The sequence below is a fragment of the Deinococcus sonorensis KR-87 genome (assembly GCF_040256395.1).
Classification (GTDB): domain Bacteria; phylum Deinococcota; class Deinococci; order Deinococcales; family Deinococcaceae; genus Deinococcus; species Deinococcus sonorensis.
Genome location: NZ_CP158299.1, coordinates 1,304,529 through 1,327,913, shown reverse-complemented (window position 1 = coordinate 1,327,913; position 23,385 = coordinate 1,304,529). Strand labels below are relative to the sequence as shown.

The 23,385-nt window shown below is 71.7% G+C and carries 26 protein-coding genes and 1 tRNA gene; 13 read left to right on the top strand and 14 right to left on the bottom strand.

From position 1 onward, the window contains the following. Positions 1-34 precede the first annotated feature (34 nt). A complete protein-coding gene (locus tag ABOD76_RS11865) occupies positions 35-646 on the top strand; it encodes a hypothetical protein (RefSeq protein WP_350245054.1) in 612 nt (203 codons plus the stop codon). Positions 647-701: 55 nt separating this feature from the next. Further along, positions 702-1,061: an MliC family protein gene (locus ABOD76_RS11860; RefSeq protein WP_350245053.1), complete on the top strand. Its 360-nt coding sequence runs from the start codon at positions 702-704 to the stop codon at positions 1,059-1,061. Positions 1,062-1,068: 7 nt separating this feature from the next. Here the strand turns inward: ABOD76_RS11860 and ABOD76_RS11855 are convergent, their stop codons facing one another. After that, complete coding sequence (locus ABOD76_RS11855) at positions 1,069-1,422, bottom strand: MmcQ/YjbR family DNA-binding protein (protein ID WP_350245052.1); 354 nt, start codon at positions 1,420-1,422, stop codon at positions 1,069-1,071. A gap of 17 nt (positions 1,423-1,439) precedes the next feature. Between ABOD76_RS11855 and ABOD76_RS11850 the strand changes: the two genes are divergently transcribed. From ABOD76_RS11850 to ABOD76_RS11835, 4 genes are all read left to right on the top strand, one after another. Continuing rightward, positions 1,440-2,543 carry a DUF418 domain-containing protein gene (locus ABOD76_RS11850; protein ID WP_350245051.1) on the top strand — a complete coding sequence of 368 codons (1,104 nt, stop codon included), beginning with the start codon at positions 1,440-1,442 and terminating at the stop codon, positions 2,541-2,543. A gap of 66 nt (positions 2,544-2,609) precedes the next feature. Then, positions 2,610-2,683 (top strand) — tRNA-Gln (locus ABOD76_RS11845). Between the two features lie 109 nt (positions 2,684-2,792). Then, positions 2,793-3,722, top strand: coding sequence for a hydroxymethylbilane synthase (gene hemC, locus ABOD76_RS11840; RefSeq protein ID WP_350245050.1), 930 nt, complete (start codon positions 2,793-2,795; stop codon positions 3,720-3,722). Next, on the top strand, positions 3,719-4,711 hold the full coding sequence (locus tag ABOD76_RS11835) for an asparaginase (RefSeq protein WP_350245255.1): 993 nt from the start codon (positions 3,719-3,721) through the stop codon (positions 4,709-4,711). The genes hemC and ABOD76_RS11835 overlap by 4 nt, the downstream gene beginning before the upstream one ends. Before the next feature lies 1 nt (position 4,712). Here ABOD76_RS11835 and ABOD76_RS11830 read toward each other — a convergent pair whose 3' ends face one another. The 9 genes from ABOD76_RS11830 to ABOD76_RS11790 all read right to left on the bottom strand — a co-directional run bounded on the left by ABOD76_RS11830 (position 4,713) and on the right by ABOD76_RS11790 (position 13,877). Next, positions 4,713-5,024, bottom strand: coding sequence for a hypothetical protein (locus ABOD76_RS11830; protein WP_350245049.1), 312 nt, complete (start codon positions 5,022-5,024; stop codon positions 4,713-4,715). Between the two features lie 95 nt (positions 5,025-5,119). Beyond that, on the bottom strand, positions 5,120-6,775 hold the full coding sequence (locus ABOD76_RS11825; RefSeq protein WP_350245048.1) for a putative ABC transporter permease subunit: 1,656 nt from the start codon (positions 6,773-6,775) through the stop codon (positions 5,120-5,122). Continuing rightward, positions 6,772-7,545, bottom strand: coding sequence for an ABC transporter ATP-binding protein (locus tag ABOD76_RS11820; protein ID WP_350245046.1), 774 nt, complete (start codon positions 7,543-7,545; stop codon positions 6,772-6,774). Before ABOD76_RS11820 ends, ABOD76_RS11825 begins: the two co-directional genes overlap by 4 nt. A gap of 35 nt (positions 7,546-7,580) precedes the next feature. After that, a complete protein-coding gene (locus ABOD76_RS11815; protein WP_350245045.1) occupies positions 7,581-7,847 on the bottom strand; it encodes a DUF1304 family protein in 267 nt (88 codons plus the stop codon). 93 nt (positions 7,848-7,940) lie between these two features. Continuing rightward, positions 7,941-8,561, bottom strand: coding sequence for a DUF402 domain-containing protein (locus ABOD76_RS11810; protein WP_350245044.1), 621 nt, complete (start codon positions 8,559-8,561; stop codon positions 7,941-7,943). A gap of 75 nt (positions 8,562-8,636) precedes the next feature. Then, complete coding sequence (locus tag ABOD76_RS11805; protein WP_350245043.1) at positions 8,637-11,186, bottom strand: U32 family peptidase; 2,550 nt, start codon at positions 11,184-11,186, stop codon at positions 8,637-8,639. 153 nt (positions 11,187-11,339) lie between these two features. Further along, on the bottom strand, positions 11,340-12,614 hold the full coding sequence (locus tag ABOD76_RS11800) for an HD domain-containing protein (protein WP_350245042.1): 1,275 nt from the start codon (positions 12,612-12,614) through the stop codon (positions 11,340-11,342). Between the two features lie 20 nt (positions 12,615-12,634). After that, on the bottom strand, positions 12,635-13,387 hold the full coding sequence (locus tag ABOD76_RS11795) for an SIR2 family NAD-dependent protein deacylase (protein ID WP_380129660.1): 753 nt from the start codon (positions 13,385-13,387) through the stop codon (positions 12,635-12,637). After that, positions 13,374-13,877, bottom strand: coding sequence for a DUF3105 domain-containing protein (locus tag ABOD76_RS11790; protein ID WP_350245041.1), 504 nt, complete (start codon positions 13,875-13,877; stop codon positions 13,374-13,376). The genes ABOD76_RS11795 and ABOD76_RS11790 overlap by 14 nt, the downstream gene beginning before the upstream one ends. Before the next feature lie 73 nt (positions 13,878-13,950). On the opposite strand from ABOD76_RS11790, the gene ABOD76_RS11785 reads away from it, so the two are divergent. Then, on the top strand, positions 13,951-14,586 hold the full coding sequence (locus ABOD76_RS11785) for a nucleotidyltransferase family protein (RefSeq protein WP_350245040.1): 636 nt from the start codon (positions 13,951-13,953) through the stop codon (positions 14,584-14,586). Between the two features lie 27 nt (positions 14,587-14,613). Here ABOD76_RS11785 and ABOD76_RS11780 read toward each other — a convergent pair whose 3' ends face one another. Beyond that, positions 14,614-15,153 carry a YqgE/AlgH family protein gene (locus tag ABOD76_RS11780; RefSeq protein ID WP_350245039.1) on the bottom strand — a complete coding sequence of 180 codons (540 nt, stop codon included), beginning with the start codon at positions 15,151-15,153 and terminating at the stop codon, positions 14,614-14,616. A gap of 145 nt (positions 15,154-15,298) precedes the next feature. Then, positions 15,299-17,764 (bottom strand): endopeptidase La, encoded by a 2,466-nt coding sequence (gene lon, locus ABOD76_RS11775; protein ID WP_350245038.1) that lies wholly within the window; start codon positions 17,762-17,764, stop codon positions 15,299-15,301. Between the two features lie 242 nt (positions 17,765-18,006). Between lon and ABOD76_RS11770 the strand changes: the two genes are divergently transcribed. Further along, on the top strand, positions 18,007-18,624 hold the full coding sequence (locus ABOD76_RS11770; protein WP_350245037.1) for a DedA family protein: 618 nt from the start codon (positions 18,007-18,009) through the stop codon (positions 18,622-18,624). A 16-nt stretch (positions 18,625-18,640) separates the two neighbouring features. Here ABOD76_RS11770 and ABOD76_RS11765 read toward each other — a convergent pair whose 3' ends face one another. Further along, positions 18,641-19,651: a PIG-L deacetylase family protein gene (locus ABOD76_RS11765; RefSeq protein WP_350245036.1), complete on the bottom strand. Its 1,011-nt coding sequence runs from the start codon at positions 19,649-19,651 to the stop codon at positions 18,641-18,643. Further along, positions 19,648-20,283 carry a futalosine hydrolase gene (mqnB, locus tag ABOD76_RS11760; protein WP_350245035.1) on the bottom strand — a complete coding sequence of 212 codons (636 nt, stop codon included), beginning with the start codon at positions 20,281-20,283 and terminating at the stop codon, positions 19,648-19,650. Before mqnB ends, ABOD76_RS11765 begins: the two co-directional genes overlap by 4 nt. Positions 20,284-20,323: 40 nt before the next feature. On the opposite strand from mqnB, the gene ABOD76_RS11755 reads away from it, so the two are divergent. From ABOD76_RS11755 to ABOD76_RS11735, 5 genes are all read left to right on the top strand, one after another. Beyond that, positions 20,324-21,352, top strand: a complete 1,029-nt coding sequence (locus ABOD76_RS11755; protein WP_350245034.1) for a M42 family metallopeptidase — start codon at positions 20,324-20,326, stop codon at positions 21,350-21,352. Positions 21,353-21,411: 59 nt separating this feature from the next. Next, positions 21,412-21,795, top strand: a complete 384-nt coding sequence (locus ABOD76_RS11750) for a hypothetical protein (protein WP_350245033.1) — start codon at positions 21,412-21,414, stop codon at positions 21,793-21,795. A gap of 90 nt (positions 21,796-21,885) precedes the next feature. Continuing rightward, positions 21,886-22,338: a DUF1775 domain-containing protein gene (locus tag ABOD76_RS11745; RefSeq protein ID WP_350245032.1), complete on the top strand. Its 453-nt coding sequence runs from the start codon at positions 21,886-21,888 to the stop codon at positions 22,336-22,338. Further along, complete coding sequence (locus ABOD76_RS11740) at positions 22,339-22,938, top strand: ferric reductase-like transmembrane domain-containing protein (RefSeq protein WP_350245031.1); 600 nt, start codon at positions 22,339-22,341, stop codon at positions 22,936-22,938. Further along, positions 22,935-23,375, top strand: coding sequence for a hypothetical protein (locus tag ABOD76_RS11735; RefSeq protein ID WP_350245030.1), 441 nt, complete (start codon positions 22,935-22,937; stop codon positions 23,373-23,375). The genes ABOD76_RS11740 and ABOD76_RS11735 overlap by 4 nt, the downstream gene beginning before the upstream one ends. Positions 23,376-23,385 lie beyond the last annotated feature (10 nt).

The following is a 23,385-nucleotide window of genomic DNA, read 5'->3' as shown; positions in this document are numbered from 1 at the left end:
GCCCCCCTCTATCCTGGGGCATCTGGAGGACGCTGTGGGCCGAGCCACCGAATTTGCCATCGCCACCCTGCCGGCGCTCGCCGCGCTGGCGGTGTTCGGCGGGCCAGGACTGCTGACCCTGCTGCGGCACCCGGCCCAGCGGTCCGTGACTCACAGCCCCGCGCCCCAGACGACGCCCACCGTGGCCTCCGTGCCGACCCGGCCCAGCACCCCGGCCCCCCCTGCAGCGGAGCCGGTGGTTCAGGCGCACCCGCTGGTAAGGCGGCCCCCGAAGCCGGCCTCCACGCCCCGGTCCGTGGCCCTGGACCGTGCCCGCACCCTGACCCGGCACCTGTATGCCGGGCAGATGGCCCCGCTCTGGAAGGCCTTCACGCCCGAGGTGCAGGCGCAGTGGGGCAGCTACCCGGCTTTCCTGGCCTACCGGACCGGCGGGCAGCGGGCCTACGGGAACGAGGGGCAACTGCTGAGTGAGGAGCTGCATCAGGACGGTCCGGTGCAGTACTACACCCGCACGGCCCGGTTCGAGCGCGGGACGCCCCGCACCTGGACCCTGATCATCGGCCTGAACGCTGGGGGGCAGGTGGTGCAGTTCGGTGTGGTGGCCACGGATCTGTTGCCCGCACCGCCGGCGGCCCGCGCCCCATGAACCCCGGCTCATCCGCCCCTCTCCGGGGCCCGGGACGCGAGTGACATACTCAGCCATGACCCCGCTCCGCTCCACCCGCTGGCCGCTGCTGCTGTCGTGTGTCGCCGCCCTTGCTGCCGGAGCCGCGCGGGCGGACGGCGGTCCCCCACCGTCCGCGGCCGCCCCGGCGGACCCTGTGATCGCCCGGGCCACCTACCGCTGCCAGGGCGGCGTGCAGGTGCAGGTGGAGCAGCGCACCGGCACCGCCCGCGTCACCTTCGCCGGGCGGACACGCATTCTGCGGCTGGTGCGCGACGCCAGCGGCACCCATTATCAGAATGCCCAGTTCGCGTGGTTCAGCCGGGGCAACACCGCCACCATGCGCCGCACCCAGGGCGGCCAGCCGGCGTTAAGCGGCTGCGTTCTGGTGCCGTGACCCGCGCTCAGCCGAGCGTGGCCCGGACGGCGCGCGGCAGGCCCGCGACCACCAGGGCGTAGCTTCCCTGCAGCAGCTCCAGCACCAGCGGTCCGGGCAGGGAACCGTCCAGCGTCAGGGTGTGCCAGTGCCGCTTGTTGAGGTGATAGCCGGGCGCAATGGCCGGATGCTCGGCCCGCAGCTGCTCTGCCTGCTCCGGCACGCCCTTGACGCTGAGGGTCAGCGGGTCGTCCTGCAGGCCGCACAGCGCGTAGATGCGCCCACCCACCTTCCACACCAGCGTGTCGGGGCCGAAGGGAAACGTTTCGGTGCTGCCGCGCAGGGCCGCACACGCCTGTCTGAGTTCCGGGACGCTCTGCATGGTGCCATGATGCAGGAGTGATCTCCAGCGCCGTCCGCCCCACCGAACGCCACCCGTTGCCGGACATCCTGCGCGGCCTGGCCATCCTGGGCATCCTGTGGGTCAACATGCAGGATTTTGCCGGCTACGACGAGTGGCGGCAGCACGGCGCGGACCGGGTGGCCCAGGTGGTGATTGACGTGCTGTTCAACGGCCGCTTCATCAGCATCTTTGCCATGCTGTTCGGAGCTGGGGTGGCCGCCCTGCTGGCCCGGCACGACCTGGCCCTACTGCTGCGGCGCCTGCTGGTGCTGCTGGCGCTGGGCAGCCTGCACGCGGTGCTGCTGTGGCACGGCGACATCATCGCCAGCTACGCCCTGCTGGGCCTGCTGTTGCTGGTGCCGCTGACCCTGCGCCTGAGCAGCGGGCGGCTGACCGTGCTTGCTGCCGCGCTGGGCGCGTACTGGCTGCTGGCCCGCAGCCTGGAAGCGCTCGCGGTTCCGGCACTGCACCGCTGGACCACGGTGCAGCGCACCGCTGACCTGCAGCACTACCTGCCGCTGGTGCAGCAGCGCGCCAGCAGCTACCTGTCCACCTTCACTGACAACCTGCTCTACAACGCCCCCTGGCTGCTGTGCCTGCTGCTGCTGGGCGCGGCGGCCCAGCAGGCGGGCGTGCTGCAGCGGCCCGCCGAGCACCGGCCGCTGCTGCGGCGGCTGGCCTGGGGCGGGGTGGCGCTGGGGGTGCCGCTGGGCCTGCTGCTCGCGTGGCTGAACAGCCTGTCCACCGCCCAGGCCGGGTACTGGGCGGTGCCGGTGCGGATGTCGGGCGGGCTGGCGCTGGGGCTCGGGTACGTGGGGCTGGTCGGGCTGGCGGTCGCGGCAGGTCAGGCCGGCGGGCTGCGCCGCTTTGCCGCCGCCGGTCAACTGGCCCTGACCCACTACCTGACCCAGTCGCTGCTGATGACCACGCTGTTCTACCCGTACGGCCTGGGCCTGTATGCGCGGCTGGGCGCGCTGCCGTGCCTGCTGATCGCGCTGGCGCTGGGGGCGGTGCAGCTGTGGATTTCCGCGCCGCTGCTGCGCCGCTTCCGGCGCGGGCCGATGGAGGCGCTGCTGCGGCGGGTGGTGTACGGCCGTTGAGGAGCACCCTTCCTTGACCGGCTGCACGCGCGGCGTCTATACTCCCAGGGCTGAAGACAGCCTTGGTGGGGCATGGTGTAAAGGCAGCACAGCAGTCTTTGGAACTGTTAGTCTAGGTTCGAATCCTTGTGCCCCAGCCATCCGGGCGGGCGATACCGGTGCGGAAACGCCGCGCCCAGGGTCGCCCGCTTTCTGTATGGCTTCACAGGCGTTCATCTGGCGCCCACTTGTGCCTATAATGCCTGGGTTATGCGTTCTATCACGGTCGGTACGCGGGGCAGCACCCTGGCTCTCGCGCAGACGCACTGGGTTGTGGCCCGCCTCAAGGAAGAATGGCCGGATACCGATTTCCGGATCCAGACCATCAGCACCAAGGGCGACCGGAGCCGCGAGTCACTGAGCAGTCTGGTGGAGAAGGGCAACAAGGGCCTGTGGGTCAAGGAGATTGAGGACGCGCTGCTGAACAAGCGCATCGACATCGCCGTGCACAGCCTCAAGGACCTGCCGACCAGCCAGCCGGACGAGCTGGAGGTGGCCAGCATTCCCAAACGTGTGGACGCGCGTGACGTGCTGGTGGGCCGGGAAGGCATGAAGCGCCTCGCGGAGCTGCCGCAGGGCGCCCGCATCGGCACCAGCAGCGTGCGCCGGCGGGCCTTCCTGCAGGCGTTTCGCCCGGACCTGATCGTCAAGGACCTGCGCGGCAACATCGACACGCGGCTGGCGGCGCTGGGCGGCGACGAGTACGACGCGATCATCCTGGCGGCGGCTGGCCTGATCCGCACCGAGCAGCGCCACCGCATCGACGAGTTCATCGAGCCGGGCATCCTGCTGCCGGCGCCGGGCCAGGGCGCCCTGGCGCTGGAAACCCGCAGCGACGACGACCTCTCGGTGGAGGTGGCCTACGCCATCCACGACCGCACCACCGACGACCGGGTCACGGCGGAGCGCGAGTTCCTGGCGGGGCTGGGCGCCGGCTGCATGGCCCCGGTGGGCGCGCACGCCACCATCAAGAACGGCGTGCTGACGTTGGAAGGCTGGGTAGCGGCGCTGGACGGCTCGCGCGTGCTGAGCGGCAGCACCACCGGTGACGCCAGCGAGTGCGCCGACCTGGGCGCGGAGCTGGCCGAGGACATGCTCAAGCAGGGCGCCGCCGAACTCGTCGAAGCGGCCCGCGTCTGAACGAGCAGGAATCGGCGGCTACGCCCTCCGGTCCACCGCAGCGGCTGGCCCTGATTCATACCGGCGGCACCATCGCCAGCCGTCCGGACCCGGCGGGTCAGGGGCTGACACCTCAGCACGCCCCTCCCCTGCCCGGGCTGCCGGGCGTGACGGTGCAGACGCACCAGCCGTTCAGCCTGCCCAGCCCGCACATCACGCCGCAGCACATGAATACGTTGCGCGACCTGCTGGGCGGGCTGAAGGACGTGGACGGCGCGGTGGTCACGCACGGCACTGACACGCTGGAAGAAACGGCCTTCTTTCTGCACCTGACGCTGGCCACCGACGTTCCGGTAGTGCTGACCGGCAGCATGCGCCACGCCGAGGAGGTGTCGTGGGACGGCCCCGGCAACCTGCGCGACGCCGCGCAGCTGGCCCTGCACCCGCAGAGCCAGGGGCGCGGGCCGCTGGTGGTGTTCGGCGGGGACGTCTTTGACGCCCGCACCGTCACCAAGGTCCACACCAGCGCCGTGGACGCGTTTGGCGGCTATCCCGGTCCCATCGGCCGCATTGACCAGGGGCCGGACGGGCCGGCGGTGCGCTACTTCGCCGGCCCGGAGCCGCGCCCGCTGTACGCCCCGCGCCAGCTGGACGCGCGGGTGGAGGTGCTGTACGCCTACGCCGGCTGGCAGGGCGAGGGCTACGCCGAGGCCGAGCAGCGGGCCGACGGGCTGGTGATCGCGGCGCTGGGCACCGGCAACCTGCCGCCCCAGCTGCTGCCGCTGATCCAGGCGACAGACAAGCCGGTGGTGATCGCCACCCGCACCCACGCGGGGCCGGTGCTGCCGGTCTACGGCTATCCGGGCGGCGGCGCCACCCTGCAGCGGGCCGGCGCGATTCCGGCGTCGTTCCTGAACGCCCACAAGGCGCGGCTGCTGCTGCTGATCCTGCTCTCGGAGGGCCGCAGTGTGCCGGAGATCCGGCAGGTGTTCGCAGGCGGCCTGTTCTGACTCAGGTCAGAATCAGGGCGCGCGGCTTGGTCGGGCCGTCCTCGCGCTGTTCGCCGGGGCGCAGCACGTACACTTCCAGCCGCGCCTGCGGCACCAGAAACGGGAGCAGGCTGGAGGCCAGCATCCAGAAGGCGCGGCGGGCATTGTCGAGCAGCGTGCCGCGTTCGTCGCCGCTCAGGCCGCCGTCCACATTCTTCAGCACCAGCACCGCCCGCTCGCCGTTGGGCGAGGCCCAGATGTCGGCCTGGCCCAGCCGGTCGATGCCCTGCTGATCGCGGTACTCGAATTCATGTGCGCCCCTGACCAACTGCACTCTGCCCACGCTCCTCTGATGTGACGAACCTTGAATTGTTCTTAGTGTAAACGAATGCGGCGGGACGTGTGTCAGGCAAATGACCCGCGGCGCCGCTACTCCAGCCGGTCCAGCCGCGCCGCGCCCCAGCGCAGCGCGCCCCAGCTGCCCAGCAGGGTGAAGAGCAGCAACGCCAGCAGGCCGCCCAGCCCCCAGCCGGTCCAGAGGGCGCTCAGGCCCGGATACAGGCCCGGCAGCGCCACGCTCAGGTAGGCGGGGCGGGCCAGCAGCGCCAGCAGCAGCAGGCTGGTCAGCAGGCCCAGCAGCGTGTAGATCAGCCCGCCAGCCGAGAAGCCGATCTCTGCCGGGTTGTCGGCGGTGAAGCGCGGCAGGGCGGCCCCCAGCCCCACCCCCAGCGCGGTGATCAGCAGGGCACTGGCGGCCCCGATCAGCAGCGAGGCCAGCAGCAGCAGCGGCCCCAGGCCCAGCAGGGCGGCGCTGCTGCCGGCCAGCGTCAGGCTGAGCGCCAGCATCACCGGCAGCAGCGCCACATACTTGGCGCGCACCAGCTGCCACGCGGTCAGCGGCGAGGTGCGCAGCAGCCAGTAGGCGCGGCCCTCCAGGCTGATGGCCGGAAACGCCAGCCGCACCCCCACCCCCGCCACCACGAAGCCCTGAAACGCCAGCTGCACGTACCCCAGGATGCCCCGGAACTGCGGAATGGGCGGCAACGGCAGGCTGCGGATGCTCACCAGGTACACCGCCGCCAGCGCCACCAGCACCAGCAGCTGGCTCCACTGGGTGGGGTCGCGGCGGGTCAGCTGCAGGTCGCGGGCCGCCAGCAGGCCGCTCACTCCCAGCCGGCCCGCCAGCTGTTCCAGCCGGTTCGGGGGCCGGGTGGCCGCGTCCAGCCGCAGGCGCGCGCTGCTCTGCTGACGGGCCCAGCCGGCCTGATACGCGTGTCCGGCCAGCAGGGTGGCCAGCAGCAGCAGGCCCGGCGTGACCAGCAGCAGCGGCCACAGCGCCGGGCTGAGGTGGCCCAGCGCTGCCTGCCACATCGTCTCGGCGGCCCAGGCCTGCGGCCAGGCGAGGCTGCCCCCGCCGCCCGACAGCTCGCGCAGCACGCCGTCCAGCTGGGCCGGGTCGGCGGCGCGCGACAGCAGCCGTTCCGGGTGCAGCGATCGCAGCGCCCACACCAGTGCCGCACTGATCAGCACGCCCAGCGCGGTGGCCACCTCACGCACCCGGTCCACCGGGGCCAGCCGCATCAGCAGCACCGCCAGCAGCGCGCCCAGCCCGACAGGCAGCGCATAGACCAGCACGCTCACCAGCACGGCCAGCGGGTAGAACCACGCGGGCGCGGCGCGGTAGAGCCCCAGGCCCACCAGCAGCGGCACCGTCAGCAGCGTAGGCACCAGCGCCGCCGCCAGGAAGGTCTCCAGCACCTTCAGCCCGAACACCCGCCGCACCGGCAGCGGCAGGGCCAGCAGGAAGTTCAGGTCCTCGGAAAGGTACAGGGTGCTGATGGCGGTGGTGACGGCCGAGAAGGTCACACCCGACAGCAGCACCAGCAGCCCGGTCTCCAGCACCCGCCGGAACACCCCCAGCCCGATGAACCCGAAGCCGCCCAGGAAGGTCAGCGCCCGCACGGTGCCGCCGACCTCGGCCCACACGAGCAGCGCTCCCAGCAGCGCCAGCAGCACGAAGCCGGCCCGGGGGCCGCGCCGCAGGGCATTCCACAGCCCGCGCAGCTTCAGGGCCAGCAGATTCACGCCGGACCTGCTGGAGTTTCGGTCGCCTGCCGGCGCTGCTCCTCCTCCAGCAGCCGGAAGAACACCCGCTCCAGGCTGTCGCCACTCACGCCGCCCTGCACCGTGCCGGTCTGGGCGCGCAGCTGATCCATGCTGCCCTCGCCCAGCACCCGGCCCTGATCCAGCACCACCAGCCGGTCACACACCGCCTCGGCCAGCGGCAGGCTATGGGTGGTGAGCAGCACCGTGCGGCCCCGGTCGGCGTAGTCGCGGAACAGCTCGCGCACCTGACGGGCCGCCTGCGGGTCCAGGCCCACCATCGGCTCGTCCACGATCAGCACCGGGCACTGGGGCAGCAGCGCCGCAATGATGACGAGCTTCTGCCGCATGCCGTGCGAGTAGGTCTCGGTCAGCTCGTTGCCGAACGCCGAGAGCCGGAAGTATTCCAGCCAGCGGTCAATCTCGCGCTCCGGGTCCGGCAGCCGGTGCAGCCCCGCCACGAAGCGCAGCGTCTCGCGGCCGGTCAGCTTGCCGTACAGGTGCGGGCGGTCCGGAATGTACCCGAAGCTGGCCTTGGCCCGCAGCGGGTCGCGCCACACGTCGTGGCCGTGTACCCGCACCTGCCCCCGGCTGGGCCGGGTCAGGCCCACCAACGCTCGGATGGTGGTGGTCTTGCCGGCCCCATTGCTGCCGAGCAGCCCGAAGAGCTGCCCCGGCGCCACCGTGAAGCTCAGGCGCTGCACCGCGTCGTGGCGGCCGTAACGCTTGCCGAACTCCTGCACCTCGATCATCCCGGCAGGCTAGAGCAGCACGCCTCACCGGCGGCTTACACCCTCAGGCCGGGTCCAGCAGCGCAACACTGCACCTGCACTGCATGGATGCGCGGCAACACGGTGGCGCCACCGTACAGCCCCGCCACTCTCACGCCGCCGGAGAAGAAAAGCCGCAGCGGCCGGGCCAGCGGCGGCAGAGCCAGCAGCGACCACACCAGGCCCACCACCAGAAAGCCGTTGTCCAGCACGTGGGTGGCCTGGGCAACCTCCGGCGTGGTGCCAAGGGCGGCGCGGGTCCGCAGGGCTGTCCAAAGCACCATCTCCAGCACCACGAGATGGATCACGGCGATCAGCAGGATCAGCCCTTGCGCCAGGAGAGGCAGCGGGCGGTTGTACCACGCCCGGACCCCTGCTCAGACGGTGGCTTCCTGCGGCTGCGCCTCCCAGGTCAGATGGACGCCCTCGGCGCGCAGCCAGGCCGGCACGTCGTAGGCGTGCCGGGCCAGCGCGTTCAGCACCCGGTGGGCCACGTTCATGGTGGCGTGCAGTTCCTGGGTGCCGATATAGCTGCAAGCGTGGGCGGCCAGCAGTTCGTCGGTGTCCACCACCTCGGCGCACAGGCCCTCCCACACCAGCACGTCCAGGTAGCGGTCGCGCACCGCCCACACGCCCTGCTCCTGGCTGATGTGCGCCACGTCAATGTAGTAGTCGTGGGCGCGCTCGCCGTGAAAGTCGTAGCGGCACAGCTGGATGCCGAGCCGGGGAAGCAGGTGCGCCTGCCAGTAGCGGATGCGCGGGTGCGCAATGAAGCGGCGGGCCACGTACAGGCCGTCCTGGTGCTCCACATAGCGGTCCACCGGCCGTGGGCCGGTGTTGGTGTGGTGGATCAGCTGCTGGGTGTCGTGTCGCTCGGTCTTGATCGGGTGAGCCAGAGGGGAGGCGGGGCTGCTCAGGTGAGCGGCGGTGCAGGGCACCGCTTGAATGGACTGCTCGCTTGGTGGCGCCGTGACCGTCTCCTGGTGACCCGTCGGCATGGACCAGCTTACACTGCGTCCACCATGAGCAACCTGTAGCCTGGATGTACTTGATAAAGAAGTGTGAAGAACTTCTCAGACGGGCAACAGACTCAGCTGCGGCAACGCCCCGAAGTCCTGACCAGCCGGCACAAACAGGCTGCCCTCGGTCACCCCTTGCCGGTCCACCGCCGCGAGCCGGGCTTCCAGCTCCGCCGCGTTCAGCTGACCGTCCAGATGGGCGCGGAAGGCCGAGACCACCGCCGTCACCCCGGCCGCGTCCTCGTGGACGAACTCCAGCCGCAGGTCGCGGATGCCGGCGTCCAGCCACAACCCCAGGTGCCGGGCGGCGGTCTGGGCGCGGCCCTCGAAGACGGTGTTGCGGCAGCCCACATCGGCCATCACCGGGTGCGCCACGCCCTGATGGTCCCGCAGCGCCACCCGGTGAGACTCGCAGGGGTGACCGCAGTTGGTGTGGTCCGTGCCGCTCGACAGGAAGCGACAGAACACGCAGTGCTCGGTGTGGAACACCGGCAGGTGCCCGTACACGGTGGCCTCGATGGATGCCGGCCCCACCCGCAGGGCCAGCTCCGCCACCTGCTGGGCGTTCAGGTCATGGGTGGGATTCAGGCGCTCCAGGCCCAGGTCCAGCAGGGCGCGGGCGGTCAGCGCGTTGGCGGCGTTCAGCGAGAAGTCGCCGTGCAGGGCCGGGCGCTCCGGGGTGGCCTGCAGCCCCTCCAGCAGGCCGCCGCTGCGGACCAGCAGGTCGGCGTGCAGCGACAGCAGGAAGCGCTGGATGTTCTGTTCGGTGGGCTTCAGGATGCGCGGGCTGGCCACCCGCACCGGCAGTCCGGCTTCCTGCACCCGCTCCACGCTGGGCTTCAGGCCGTACAGCTCCAGGTAATCCAGGGTGATGCTGTCGGGGCGCAGCGCGATGGCCGCCTCCAGCTGCTCCGGGGTGCGCACCAGCAGGTGCAGGCGCGGCGCTCCGGGCACGGGCGGCACCTCGGCGCCCGCCACCTCCACCAGCCGCGGCTGGGCGTGGCGCTCGGGCGCCTGACCGCGCCGCTCGGTGAGGCGGGTGGTGGCGTCCCGGCGCAGGGCATTCAGGCTGCTGACCGGCAGGAAGGTGTCGCCCACCAGCTCGGTGCTGAGCTGTTCCAGGTGGTAGGGCGTGCCGCCCAGCCGCTCCAGCTGAGCCCGCAGGGTGGCGTCGTCCAGCGCCCGGTTGCGCGCCGGCTGCAGCGGGGCCTCCCCCTCCACCGTGACGTTCCGGCCCTGCTCGTCGGTAACGGTCAGCTGAGGCGCCTCGCCCAGCACGCCCCGGAAGTGCATGCTCACCGGGCGGGTGTACTGCGGATCGGCGGCCTCGAGCAGCGGCGCCACCCGGCTGGCCAGCGAGGGGTCGGAGGTGCGCCACACCCAGTCGCCGGGCCGCACCCGCCGCAGGTCAATGGCACCAGTCCCGAACCGCAGCTCCACCACGCCGTCGCCGACCTGCTCGGCGCGGCCCTCACGGGTGAACAGCTCGTAGAGCCGCCCGCCCTCCTCCGGCTCGAAGGGGGTCTGCCACTCGGCGCCGTCGAACACCAGCCCGTCGCCGGGGCGCAGGGCCACGCCGTTCAGGGCCACCCGCACGCCCCTGCGCGTCACCTCCTGCACGGTCCCGACCCGCACGCCGCGGTGGCGGGGCGCCCGGCCGCGCACCACCGTCTGGTGGTTGGTGCCGCTCATGAAGTGCGGCCCCAGCCCACGCGAGTACACCTGCTCGAGGTCCCGCTCCTCCTGAGGGGTCACGCTGAGCGGCAGCCCCGCCCACGCCTCGTCCACGGCCTTGCGGTAGGCGGCGGTGGTGAGCGCCACGAAGTCGGCGTCCTTGTAGCGGCCCTCGATCTTCAGGCAGCTGACGCCCAGCCGCACCAGTTCCGGCACCTGATGCAGCGCGTACAGGTCGCCGGGCGACAGCAGGTAGCGGGCGTCATCCAGGTCGCGGTACTCGCCGTCCACCAGCAGGTCGTAGGGCATCCGGCAGGCCTGGGCGCACTGACCGCGGTTGGCGCTGCGGCCGCCCCAGGCTTCCGAGCTGAAGCACTGCCCGCTGTAACTCACGCACAGCGCGCCGTGCACAAAAGTCTCCAGCTCGATGTCGGTCTGGGCGGCGATGCGCCCGATGTCCTTCAGGCTCAGCTCGCGGCCCAGCACCACCCGGCTGGCCCCGAAGCGCCGGGCCAGCTCGGCCCCCTCGGCGCTGGTGATGCTCATCTGGGTGCTGCCGTGGATCGGCAGGTCCGGGCAGACGGCGTGCGCCAGCCGCGCCACCCCCAGGTCCTGCACGATGATCGCGTCCACCCCGCTCTCGGCCAGGTGCATCAGGCGACGCTCGGCCTCCTTCAGCTCCCGGTCGAAGACCAGCACGTTGAAGGTCACGAAGCCCTTGACGCCGCGCACGTGCAGCTCGCGCATGATCTCCGGCAGCCGCTCCTCGCTGAAGCCCACCTTGGCGCGCGCCTGAAAGCTGTCGAGGCCAAAGAACACGGCGTCGGCACCGGCCTCGATGGCGGCCCGCAGCTGACGCTCGCCGCCCACCGGGCTCATCACTTCGGGCTTGACGCGGGGGCGGGCACTGGAGGGGGTCAGAACGGCCATAACGCTCCAGTGTAGGTGAAGCGCGCGGGGCCGGGCAGGACGGGGCTCACGGTTGGAGGCTCAGGCGCGGGGCGACACGGGCGGCAGCGCCAGCGGAGGTGCCGTTGGAAATGATGACCCCACAGGGTTCAGCCCACGACCGGCCCTATCGCCTCAGCCCGGCCGCCCTCCGCCGTCCAGCGGCCGCTGCTTCAGCCACGCCCGCGCCGGCTCCTCCACCTCCGGCGCCACATACACGAACTCGGCGCTGATGGGCGGCAGGTCACGCAGCAGGCGCGAGGCCTCACGGGCCTGCCCCACCTGCCCGCCGGTGAGCAGCAGGAAGTCCAGCTGTCCGGGGCGGCGCTCCACCGGGTCGTAGACCACCTGCTCCGCTCCGAAGCGCTCGCGAGCCTGGGCCGCCACCTGCCGCGCCGCCGGATCGCCCGGCTGCTGGCGCGAGCGGTACAGCAGCCGGAAATGTTCGCGGTGCAGCAGCCGCCGCGCCCAGCGGTGACCCGGCAGCGCTGGGTCGCGGTCGGCGCGGCGGATCGCCGTCAGCACCTCATTGTCGCTGAGGCTCAGGTGACGTTCCAGGTCGGCGCTGAAGCGGCCCGCCTCGCCCTCCGGCAGCAGCGGCGTGCCCAGCGCCTCCTGCAGAAACTGGCCCAGGTGATGGTCGTAGATGCGGCGCACCGGATGAAAGTACAGCCCCTCGTACAGGGCGTCACGGGTGGTGAGCAGCGCCTCGGCGGCCTGCAGTCCCCCGATGTGCAACCCCACCTGCAGCGCGCCCCCCGCGCCGGGCAGCAGCGTCAGGCGGTCCAGCAGCCGCTCGGCGTCGAAGGTGCCCAGCACCGCGCCGCTGTGGTAGGCGTCGCGCAGCAGGTAGTCCACCCGGTCGGCCCCGAAGGCGTCGCCCACGATCAGGCTGGACAGCGCCGCCTCCCAGGCGCTCAGCGAAGGCCCACCCACCGCCAGCCGCGCCACGTCACCTGGGTCCACCTCCAGCGCGGCGAGCGGCCCGGCCAGATGCCCCGAGCGGATCAGCCGGCCACTGACGTCCTCGTGGTCCAGGCCGTCCGGCAACAGCGCCTCGGCCGCGTGGCTGAACGGCAGATGACCCACGTCGTGCAGCAGCGCGGCGGCCCGCAGCACCCGCCGCCAGTAGCCCAGGTCCAGGCCGGCCGGCGGCGGCAGCGCCCCCTCAAAGCGGTCCTGGTTGCGGACCAGCGCGTCGAAGGCCCGCCCCGCCAGATGCATCACGCCCAGCGAATGCTCGAAGCGGCGGTGGGTGGCGCCCGGATACACCAGAAAGCTCAGCGCCAGCTGGTGAATGTGCCGCAGCCGCTGCACCGGGGCGCTGTCGATCAGCTGCCGCTCCGCCTCCGAGAGCCGCAGAAAGCCGTGGACCGGGTCCTTGATCTCATGCTGGCGGTGGGCAGGCACGCCTCTGAGTGTACGGCGGGCTAGGCCTCGTCCGGCTCCAGCAACCGGCGCAGGCCCACGCTGGCCGTGTCGCGCAGGCTCAGCTGCACCTGCATGCTCAGGTCGGTGGGTTCCGGGTTGATCTCGATCACCACGCCGCCCGCCCGCAGCGTTTCGGCGGCCAGCCCCGCCGCCGGGTACACCTGGGCGCTGGTGCCGATCACCAGCGCCACCTCGGCCCGATCAAAGGCGTCCTCGGCAGCGCTCAGCGCGTCCGGCGGCAGGTACTCCCCGAACCACACCACGTTGGGGCGGCCCCTCGCGCCGCAGCGTTCGCACACGGGCGGCGGGGTGAACTGGTCCGGCGGAGGCAGCGGCTGGACATGGCCGCAGCGCTCACAGCGGCTGCTCAGCAGGGTGCCGTGCAGTTCCACCGGGTCACGGCTGCCGGCGCGGGCGTGCAGGCCGTCCACGTTCTGGGTGATCAGGGAGAAGCCCTCCCCCACCTGCCGTTCCAGCTGCACCAGCAGCCGGTGGCCGGCGTTGGGCTCGGCGGCCATCACGTCGCGGTAGCGCCCGGCGTACCACTGCCACACCAGCTCCGGGTCACGGTGGTACGCCTCCGGGCTGGCCAGATCCTCGGGCCGGAAGCGGGCCCACAGCCCGGACTGCGCGTCACGGAAGGTGGGAATGCCGCTCTCGGCGCTGATGCCGGCGCCGGTCAGCACCGCCACCCGGCGGGCCTGCCGCAGGCGCGCCGCGGCCTCGGCCACACTCAGGCTACTGGGTGCCACCGTAGCCGCCGGAGCAGGCCGCGCCGCGCTCGGGCGCCGTGCTGCCCTGCTCGTACTTCTTCAGGAAGGCGCCCAGGCGGCGGTCGTCGGCCGTCTGCACCTGCACCTGGGCGTTCCAGGCGCTGATCACGATGGGCGCGGGCAGGTTGTCGCGCGGGCTGAGCAGCGTGTAGCTGTGGCCGTCCACCAGGGCCTTGAGCTTGTCCACCTCCGCGCTGGCCAGCGATGGCCGGTAGGTAATCCAGACGGCCCCGTGCTCCATGCTGTGGACCCCGTACTCGTCATAGATCGGGGCGGTGTACACGCCGCAGTTCTGCCAGATGGGGTTGTGGGTGCCGCCCACCGGGGGGTTCTCCGCGTACTGAATGCGGCCCTCCTGGTGCTGACCACCCGCGTACTTGTAGGTCTTGAGATCCTGAATGCCGCCGCCACAGGCGGACAGCAGCAGGGCCAGGGCAGGCAGGGTCAGCAGGGCGCGCGGCAACGTCATAGGGGTTCAGGGTACCGTCTGCCGGGCCACGGACGGTAGGGGCAACTGGCCCCCCTCACGCTACACTCCGGCCATGACCACACACGACGCTGCCGCGGGCCCCCTGCTGGCCGGGGTGGTGCTGGCCGCCGGGCTCAGCCGCCGCATGGGACAGCCCAAACAGCTGCTGCCGCTGGCCGGCCGGCCACTGCTGTGGCACACTGCCCGCGCCCTGCTGGACGCGCGGCCCACGGCCGGCGTGCTGGTGGTGGTGCCGCCCGGCGATCTGGGCGAGCAGGTGCGGCAGGCGCTCCATGGGCTGCCGCTGCAGTGCGCCACCTGTGACCACCCGGAGCGTGGCCTCTCGGAGAGTTTCCGCGCGGGCATAGGGGCGCTGGACCCGGCGGTGGAGGCGGCCAGCTTCGTGCTGGGCGACATGCCGTTCGTGAGTGCCGGGATGCACCGGGCGGTGCTGGACCGCTATGCCCCTGAGCGGCCCCCGCTGGTGCTGGCCCGCTACGGCACCGGCGACGACGCGGTGCGCGCGCCGCCGCATCTGTTCCGGCGCGACCTGTTCCAACACTTCGATCAGGCGGGCGATCACGGCCCCAAGCACCTGATCCGGCAGTACGGTCCGCAGACCGCGTGGGTGGACCTGCCGATGGAGGCGCTGCAGGACGTGGATACCCCGGAGGACCTGCAGCGCGCCGAGGCCCGGTTCCAGCCCTGAGCCGGGGGCCCGGCCCCGGGACGCCCGTTACGCCTGGGCGCCGCGCACGATCTTGGCCGGGTCCACGCCCAGCAGGCTGACCGCCTGCCGCCAGCGGTCCGCCACCGGCACCTCCAGCACCAGCTCCGGGCCCGCCTCCACCCACAGCCAGGTGCCTTCGCGCAGCTCGCGGTCCAGCTGGCCCTTGCTCCAGCCGCTGTAGCCGAGCAGCAGCATCAGCTCCTGCTCGCCCTCCACCAGCCGGCTGAGCACGTCCAGGCTGCTGGTCACGCACAGCCGGTCCGAGAGCCGCAGCTCATCGTCGCGGCCGGTCGCGTCCGAGTAGATGCACCAGCCCACGTGCGGCTCCACCGGGCCGCCCAGCCACGCGAGTTCCTCACGCCCCGCCGCCAGCGGCAGCAGTTCCGAGATGGGGGTCTGGGTCTGGGCGTTCACCAGCAGGCCCAGCGCGCCGGTGTCATCGTGTTCGAGCAGCAGAATCACGCCCTGCTCGAACAGGCCGCCCTGAACCTGTGGGCTCGCCACCAGATAGTTCAGCCGGGGTCCCTGCAATGACGACGACGTCATACGGTCAGGATAGCAGCGCGCATAGGCCCGCGCTGAGAAAACCCGCAACGGAAGCCGCCGCGACCCCCAACGATGAAGATGCCGGGCCTCTCCACAGCAACGAGGCCCACCCCTCGTCGGGATGGGCCTCGTGATGTTGGATGGCTCAGGCGGTGGCGGGGGCGCCGTCCTCGCCGCGCTTACGCCGGGTGGCCTTGGGCTTGCTGCCGCCGCCTCCGGTGCCGCGCGCCTCCAGGGCCGCCAGTCCGCCCACCAGCGCCACGTCCAGCACCTGATCGGCCGTCTCGGCCGGGTGGAAGCGCATGCTGCTGCGCAGGTGCAGCGGGATGTCGCGCAGGTCGCCCTCGTTGGCCTTGGGCATGATGATGTGCTTGATGCCCGCACGCCGGGCGCCCAGCACCTTCTCCTTCAGGCCACCGATCGGCAGGTAGCGGCCGGTCAGGGTGATCTCGCCGGTCATGGCCACGTCGCGGCGGGCCGGGATGCCGGTCAGGGCGCTGATGATGCTGGTGAGCATCGCGCCGCCCGCGCTGGGGCCTTCCTTGGGAATGGCGCCGGCCGGCACGTGCACGTGGATCTCCGACTCGTCGATGCGCTCCTTCGGGATGCCGAAGCGCTCACCGTGGGTCTTGGCATAGGTCAGGGCGGCGCGAGCCGACTCCTTCATCACGTCGCCCAGCTGACCGGTCAGCACCAGGCCGCGTCCGGGCATCACGCTGGTTTCGATGAACAGGATGTCGCCGCCCACCGGGGTGTAGAACATCCCGGTGCTGACGCCGGCCATGTCCTCGCGGGCCTCGTGCTCCGGCAGGTAGCGCGCCTGCCCCAGGTAGCGGTCCAGCTCCTTGTCGGTCACCTTGACGCGCTTGACCTCGCCGCCCGCAATGCGCCGGGCGACCTTGCGGGCCACGGTGCCGATCTCGCGCTCCAGGTTGCGCACGCCCGCCTCGCGGGTGTAGTGGCTGATCAGCCGCTCGAGCGCCGCGTCGGTCACGGTGATCTGGTTGGGCTTCAGGCCGTTCTGGGTCAGCTGGCGCGGCAGCAGGTAGCGCTTGGCGATCTCCAGCTTCTCCTGCTCGATGTAGCTGGAGAAGTCGATGACTTCCATGCGGTCCATCAGCGCCGGCGGAATCTGCTCCGGGTAGTTGGCGGTCGCGATGAACATCACTTCCGAGAGGTCGAACGGCACACCCAGGTAGTGGTCGGTGAAGTTGTTGTTCTGGGCCGGGTCCAGCACCTCCAGCAGCGCCGCGCTGGGGTCACCCTGGTAGCCGCTGCCGAGCTTGTCCACCTCGTCCAGCAGCACCACCGGATTCTTGGTGCCGGCCGAGCGCAGGCCCTGGATGATGCGGCCGGGCATCGCGCCGATGTAGGTGCGGCGGTGGCCACGGATGTCCGACTCGTCGCGGGCGCCGCCCAGGGCGATGCGCACGTACTTGCGGCCCAGGCTCTTGGCGATGCTCTGCGCGATGCTGGTCTTGCCCACGCCGGGAGGGCCGGTGAACACCAGGATCGGGCCCTTGTTCACGTCGGCGGCGTCGATCTCGCCGCGCTCGGCGCGGTCACGGCGCAGCTGCCGCACCGCCAGGAACTCCAGCACCCGGTCCTTGACCTTCTCCAGGCCGTAGTGCTCCTCGTCCAGGATGGTCGCGGCCTGCTGGATGTCCAGCTGGTCGTCGCTGCGCACGCTCCAGGGCAGCTCGGTGATCCAGGTCAGGTAGGTGCGGATCACGCTGGCCTCGGCGGCGTCCGGGTGCATCCGGGACAGCCGGTTCAGCTCGCGGTCCACTTCCTTCTTGACCTCGGGCGAGAGGCCCAGCGCCTCGATCTTGGCCTTGAGTTCCTCGGTCTCGTCGGTCTCTCCGTCGTCGCCGCCGTGCAGCTCCTTCTGGATGACCTTCATCTGCTCGCGCAGGTAGTACTCGCGCTGGTTGCGGTCGATCTCTTCCTTGACCTGCGCGCGGATCTTGTGCTGCATGCTCAGCACTTCCGACTCGGCGTCGAGCAGCGTCAGCACCCGGCGGATCCGGTCGGTCAGGACGGTCGTTTCCAGCACGCCCTGCTTGTCTTCCAGCTTGAAGTCCATGTTGAAGGCGATGAAGTCGGCCATCTCGCCGGCGTCTTCCTTCGCCTGGATGGTCTGGACCGCTTCCTGCGACATGAACTTGCCGCCCTGGATCAGCGACTCGAACTTGCTGTGCAGCTCGCGGGTCAGCGCCTGCAGCTCCACGGCCTTGCCGGGGGTGCTCTCGAGCGCCGTGACCTCGGCGCGCAGGTACTCGCTGCGGGTGTAGCGCGTCACGCGGGCGCGCCCGATGGCGCTCACCAGCATCTGCACCGTGCCGTCGGCGTTCTTGCGCACGCGCAGCACCGAGCACGCGGTGCCCACGTCGTAGAGGTCCGCGCCCTGCGGATCGTCCACGTCCTTGTCACGCTGGGACACGATCAGGATGACCTTGTCCTCGTGCATGGCCGCGTCGATGGCCGCGATGCTGATGGCGCGGCTGGCGTCAATGTGCTGCACCATGGTCGGGTAGATCACGCTGCCGCGGACCGGACAGACCGGAATGTTGGCGGGCAGCGGGGTGTGGTTGGAGGAGGTGTCGGGCATGTTAGGCTCCTTTCGCCCAGATAACTTGAGTCCTATAGTATCAAGTTTCCGGAGAATCCACAAGTGAGAGAGCACGCGAACCCGACCGCAGCCGAAAGGGGCTGCACCGCGCTGGGAAGCTGGCCAGCGTGACTACACGCTAGCGCAGCCCAGCTGACAGAACCGTTACCTGGACCTGACGAAGCCTTGAGGCATCCGGGGGCGGGCATACAGCCGGGCGGGGCAGCCTTCATAATGCGGACGTGACCGGGTGGCTCGATACCCTGAGCCCACTGTGGCTTCATCTGACCAGTTTTGGGCTGATGTTCCTGGAGGGCATGGGCATTCCCGGGGTGCCGGGCGTGCTGCCGATGCTGGCCCTGGCTGAATCCATCCACGCCGGTCAGACCACCCTGCTGGAGGCGATCCTGTCCGGGACGCTCGGCAACTGGCTGGGCAGCCTGGCCGGCTATCACATCGGGGCCTCGGCGCTGCGGCGGCTGCCGCCCAGCTGGCAGCGGATGGCCCGCAGCCGCCGCGCCCGCCACTGGATGCAGCGCTCCGGGCCGGTGGCGATCATCCTGAGCCGCACCATCGGCTCGCTGCGAACCCCGGTGACGCTGTACGCGGGCGCAGCCCATTACCCCTGGCGCCAGTACGTGCTGTACAGCCTGCTGGGCGCGCTGCTGCACGTGGGCGTGTGGCAGACGTTGCTGTGGCGCTTCGGCCCGGCGGTGCTGGAAACCTTCGAGGAGCGGCAGGGCGAGCTGCTGCCGTACGTGCTGGGGGTGGCCGCGCTGATCGTGCTGCTGGTGCTGGTAAGGCGCCGCCGCGCCCGCCCGGAGCAACCGGACAGCGACAGCGAACTGCCACAGAGCTGAGCGAGCACCCTACCGTTCAGGGCGGAGCGGCCGGCCCGGCGTGTTCGCTGAGTGGACCCCGCGGCAGCGGCGTGCGGCTGTACAGCTCGTTGCGCCGCACGAACGCTTCCATGAAGCGCCCCAGCAGGGCCGTCTGGCTGCGGTAGGCGCGCACCGCCTGCAGCTTGCGTTGCTCCTGAGGGGCCGTCAGGTCCAGGCGGGTCCAGTCGAGGGTGGGCGCGCGCGGCGGCAGCAGCAGCGGCTGCGACAGCTGCAGGCCCTTGGGCAGCGGCCACTCCAGCCCGCCGTGCACCACCCAGTAGCGCACCCGGTCCAGCTGACCGCGCCGCGCCATCAGCCGCAGCGCCAGATACGACGTGACCCGGTGGTCCGGATGGGCGTCCTGCGGGGCCGGCGCCAGCACCAGGTCCGGCCGCACCGCCGCGATGGCCCCCTCCAGGTCCTGCTCCAGCTGCTGCCCGGTGTAGCGGCTCCCGGGCGAGCGGGTGCCGGGATAGCTGACCCGGTCCAGACCGCTGGTGCGCGAGGTGTAGGGCGAGGCGTAGTTTTCCAGGAACAGGTGCAGCAGGCCGCCGTCCGGGTACCCCAGGAACTGCAGGTGGGTCTCCGGAATGCCCAGCGCCGCCGCCGCGCGGCGGGCCTCGCCCATCCGGCGCAGCGCCAGCGCCCTCAGGTCGGCCGGGCTGGGCCGCACCGCCCGGCTCTCGTAGGCCGCGTCGTACTCGAAGCCGTCGCCGCTGGTCAGCCACACCACGTACACCGAGGCGCCCGCCTGCGTGGCCTGCTGAATCAGGCCGGCGCAACACAGCGTCTCATCGTCCGGGTGCGGCGACAGGATCAGCAGCCGCTGACCGGCGCGCAGCGGCGTGGTGGGCGGCAGGGCCGCCACCCGGGCGGCGGCGTGCGGCTGGGTCAGGCGGCTGACCGGGGCCACGTTGATCCACAACGCGAGCACGGCGGCCACCACCAGCACCGGAATCAGCCAGCGGCGACGCGGCACCGGCCACAGGGACAGGCGGGGCTTCACGCTCGCGGGGGCGCCTCGGCCAGCCGGGCCAGCACCGTCTCCAGCCGTTCCAGCGCCGGCCCGATCTGCCAGCTGGCCCGGTCGCGCGGGCCCACCAGGTTCGAGATGCCGCGGATCTCGGTACACGGCACGCCGTGCAGCCGCGCCGCCTGCGCCACGCCCGCCCCCTCCATGCCCTCCACCAGCGCGCCCGGCACCCGCCGCGCCAGTTCGGCCGCCGTCTCCAGCGTGCCGGTGGCGGTGCTGACCGTCACGAAGGGACCGCACGGCAGGCCCAGCCGGGTGGCCAGCTCCAGGCTGCCGGCCCACGCCTCGAAGTCGCCGCTGCTGCCCGGTTGCACTTCCAGCCCCAGCGCCGACAGCGGCAGGAAGCTGGCCGCGTCCTGCGCCCCCAGGTCGCCGTACACCATCCGGCTGGCCACAGCGGCGCCGCCCGGCGCCAGCCCCTGGCCGGGAAAGGCCCCGCCGATGCCGGCGCTTACCACCAGAGCCGGCCTTGGCCCCTGCAGCAGCGCCGCCTGGGTGGCCAGCGCCGCCGCCGCCGGCCCCACCCCCGACACCACGGCCCGCAGCGGCAGCCGGGACAGCCGCGCCGCCTCGGCCGCCGTGGCCACCACCACCAGCACGTCCATACCGGCCAGCATAGCGGCCCGATCCGCTAGCATCACAGGCATGCCTGCCTTTGATCTGGAGCGCACCACCGCCGTGCTGATCGAGCTGCTCAACACCCCCAGCCCCACCGGCTACACCGAGGCGGCGGTCCGGCGGATCGAGGCAGAGCTGGACCGGCTGGACCTGCCGTACAGGCGCACCGCCAAGGGCGGGCTGGTCTGGACCCTGCCGGGCACCGGCGCCGAGCACCTGACCTTCAGCGCCCACGCCGACACGCTGGGCGCGATGGTCAAGGAGATCCGGGACAATGGCCGGCTGGGCCTGACGCAGCTGGGCGGCTACGACTGGGCCACCATCGAGGGCGAGGAGGTCCAGGTGCACCTGCAGGGCGGCCGGGTGCTGACCGGTACCGTGGTGAACACCCGCCAGAGCACGCACGTGTGGGGCTCGGCGCTGCGCGACCTGAAACGCGACGAGCGGGTGCTGGAGGTGCGGCTGGACGAGCGCACCGGCTCGGCGGCCGAGACGCGTGCCCTGGGCGTGGAGGTGGGCGACTTCGTGAGCCTGGACTCGCGGGCGCGGCTGACTCCGGCCGGCTACATCAAGGGCCGTCACCTGGACAACAAGGCCAGCGTGGCGCTGTTCCTGGGCGTGAGCGAGGCGCTGCAGGGCCGGCGGCTGCGCCCCACCGTCAGCTTCGTGATCACCGTCTACGAGGAGGTCGGGCACGGCGCGGCCAGCGACATTCCTGCAGGCACCACGGCCCTGATCGCGGTGGACATGGCGGCCATCGGGGACGGTCAGACCAGCAGCGAGCATCACGTCACGCTGTGCGTCAAGGACAGCAGTGGCCCCTACGATCACCAGCTGGGCAACCGGGTGCGCGACGTGGCCCGGCGCGCGGCCGTGGACCTGAAGGTGGACATCTACCCGTACTACAGCTCGGACGCCTCGGCCGCGTGGCGGGCCGGTCTGCCGTGCCCCACCGCCCTGATCGGGCCGGGGGTGGACGCCAGCCACGCCTACGAGCGGACCCACCAGGACGCGCTGGACGCCACCGCCCGGCTGATGCTGGCCCTGCTGGACTGACACACCGCCCGGACCTTGGGAGGTATTCGTCCCGGCACCCCCATGCCATCATGAGGGCGATGCGGCGGGCGGCTCCTTCCCTGTGGCCACGGCTCTGGCTGTGGCTGGCCACCGTGCTGTTCGGGCTGCAGGTGCCGGCCCACGCCGCGCTGCCGATGTCGGCGCTGATGGTGATGCCGCCGGGCAGCGCCGCCACGCCGATGAGCGGCATGGCCATGGAGCACCACCCGTCCGGCCCGGCCACGCCGCACCCGCTGGACTGTTCCGGCTGCCAGTGCTGCATGCCGCCGCTGGCGCTGGTGCCGGAACTGTGGCACCCGCCCGCGCTGCCGCTGCTGCCCGCCTCGCTGCACCCGCCCCGGGCGGTGCGCGAGGCGCTGCGGGTGCGGCGGGCCACCGCCCGGGGGCCGCCAGAGCCCGGCCTGACGATTCCTCAGCCCTGAGCGGTGTCTGACACGGCTTGGGCTGCGCGTCTCTGCGCCCCGGCGGACCACCCGTGCGTGGTGAGCCGCCCCGTTCCATCCGAGGTTTACATGAAGCGTTCCGTGTCCTACCTGCTGTCCCTGACCACCGCCGCCCTGCTGTCCCTGGCCGCCGCCCACGCCACCGTCCGCACCGACACCGGCCAGTCCGAGAGCGCCGCCGGCGCCTACGAGACCTACCGCCTGCAGGTGCCGGTCGAGAAGGACGTGGCCACCACCGTGGTGCGGCTGGTGGTGCCGGCCGGCCTGAAGATCAGCGCCTTCCAGCCGGTGCCCGGCTTCGTGCGGACCGTCAAGATGACCGCCGACGGCACCGTCACCGAGGTGACGTGGCGCGGCCGCATCGCGCCGATGGAGTTCCAGCGCTTCCTGATCAGCGCCCGCAACCCGGCCGACGCCGGCACCCTGGTCTGGAAGGTCTACCAGACCTACGCCGACGGCACGGTGGTCAGCTGGGACGACAGCGCCGCCAGCACGCCCGCCAGCCGGGTGGTCATCAAGTAGATGCGTGCCCCCCCGCGCCGTCCGGCGTCCGGCTGGGTGCAGCTGGCGGTGGCGCTGCTGCTGCCGCTGAACCTGGACCTGCTGCTGCAATTGCTGCAGCCGGCCGAGCTGCTGCAGCGGCGCGAGGAGGTCTACGGCGCGCTGTCGCTGGTGGCGCTGCTGCTGGTGCTGCTGACCCGCCACCTGCCCGCGCTGCGGCCCTACCGCCGCGCCCTCGGGCTGGCCGGCTTCGGCTACGCGCTGATCCACGGCTGGCTGGCGATCCTGCACGTCTTCCACGGTGACCTGAGCAACGTGCTGTTCCTGAACCCGGCCACCCAGGCGGGCGTCGGGGCCGGGCTGCTGGCCCTGGTCCTGCTGCTGCCGCTGGCCCTCACCAGCACCGACGCCGCCCGGCGCCGCATGGGCCGCCACTGGAAGACGCTGCACCGCCTCGGGCCGCCGCTCACCCTGCTCTCGGCCGTGCACACCGCCTGGATCGGCGTGCATTTCAGCCTGTGGCCGCTCACCTGGGGGGCCGCGCTGCTGCTGGCGCTCAGCGTGGCGCTGTATGTGTGGCCGCGCCGCCGCCCCCCTGTTCCTGTCCGGAGACCCTCATGACCCTGAAAAAAGTTGTTCTGTTCACCGTCCTGCTGCTGGGCCTGACGCCCGCCCTGGCCCACGAACTGGCCCGCGACGGCAACGTGGGCGCCCTGATGCACACCGACCCCGACGACGCCCCGCTGGTGGGGAAACCCACCGCCGTGTTCTTCGAGCTGAACCAGCGCGGCGGCAAGGCCATTCCGCTGGCGCAGTGCCGCTGCACCCTGCAGGTGTACGCGGGCAGCGCCGCGCCCGGCCGCAAGCCGCAGAGCACCGGCGTGCTGAAGCAGACCAAGAACGAGCTGACCAGCAGCGTGACCTTCCCGGTGGCCGGCGCCTACACGATGGTGCTGCAGGGCGCGCCCCGCCCCGGCTTCACCTTCCCGGCCTTCCGGCTCAGCTGGACTGTGCGGGCCGGCGGCAGCGGCGGCATGGACATGGACATGAACCACTGACCGGCGGAAC

Excerpts from the sequence above, each read along its gene's own strand:
- ABOD76_RS11740 (WP_350245031.1), top strand. The coding sequence starts at position 22,339 with ATGCGTGCCCCCCCGCGCCGTCCGGCGTCCGGCTGGGTGCAGCTGGCG.
- hemC (WP_350245050.1), top strand. The coding sequence starts at position 2,793 with ATGCGTTCTATCACGGTCGGTACGCGGGGCAGCACCCTGGCTCTCGCG.
- mqnB (WP_350245035.1), bottom strand. The coding sequence starts at position 20,283 with ATGGACGTGCTGGTGGTGGTGGCCACGGCGGCCGAGGCGGCGCGGCTG.
- ABOD76_RS11810 (WP_350245044.1), bottom strand. The coding sequence starts at position 8,561 with ATGCCGACGGGTCACCAGGAGACGGTCACGGCGCCACCAAGCGAGCAG.
- ABOD76_RS11855 (WP_350245052.1), bottom strand. The coding sequence starts at position 1,422 with ATGCAGAGCGTCCCGGAACTCAGACAGGCGTGTGCGGCCCTGCGCGGC.
- ABOD76_RS11750 (WP_350245033.1), top strand. The coding sequence starts at position 21,412 with ATGCGGCGGGCGGCTCCTTCCCTGTGGCCACGGCTCTGGCTGTGGCTG.
- ABOD76_RS11780 (WP_350245039.1), bottom strand. The coding sequence starts at position 15,153 with ATGACGTCGTCGTCATTGCAGGGACCCCGGCTGAACTATCTGGTGGCG.
- lon (WP_350245038.1), bottom strand. The coding sequence starts at position 17,764 with ATGCCCGACACCTCCTCCAACCACACCCCGCTGCCCGCCAACATTCCG.
- ABOD76_RS11790 (WP_350245041.1), bottom strand. The coding sequence starts at position 13,877 with ATGACGTTGCCGCGCGCCCTGCTGACCCTGCCTGCCCTGGCCCTGCTG.
- ABOD76_RS11820 (WP_350245046.1), bottom strand. The coding sequence starts at position 7,545 with ATGATCGAGGTGCAGGAGTTCGGCAAGCGTTACGGCCGCCACGACGCG.
- ABOD76_RS11785 (WP_350245040.1), top strand. The coding sequence starts at position 13,951 with ATGACCACACACGACGCTGCCGCGGGCCCCCTGCTGGCCGGGGTGGTG.
- ABOD76_RS11805 (WP_350245043.1), bottom strand. The coding sequence starts at position 11,186 with ATGGCCGTTCTGACCCCCTCCAGTGCCCGCCCCCGCGTCAAGCCCGAA.
- ABOD76_RS11815 (WP_350245045.1), bottom strand. The coding sequence starts at position 7,847 with ATGGTGCTTTGGACAGCCCTGCGGACCCGCGCCGCCCTTGGCACCACG.
- ABOD76_RS11735 (WP_350245030.1), top strand. The coding sequence starts at position 22,935 with ATGACCCTGAAAAAAGTTGTTCTGTTCACCGTCCTGCTGCTGGGCCTG.
- ABOD76_RS11755 (WP_350245034.1), top strand. The coding sequence starts at position 20,324 with ATGCCTGCCTTTGATCTGGAGCGCACCACCGCCGTGCTGATCGAGCTG.
- ABOD76_RS11745 (WP_350245032.1), top strand. The coding sequence starts at position 21,886 with ATGAAGCGTTCCGTGTCCTACCTGCTGTCCCTGACCACCGCCGCCCTG.
- ABOD76_RS11860 (WP_350245053.1), top strand. The coding sequence starts at position 702 with ATGACCCCGCTCCGCTCCACCCGCTGGCCGCTGCTGCTGTCGTGTGTC.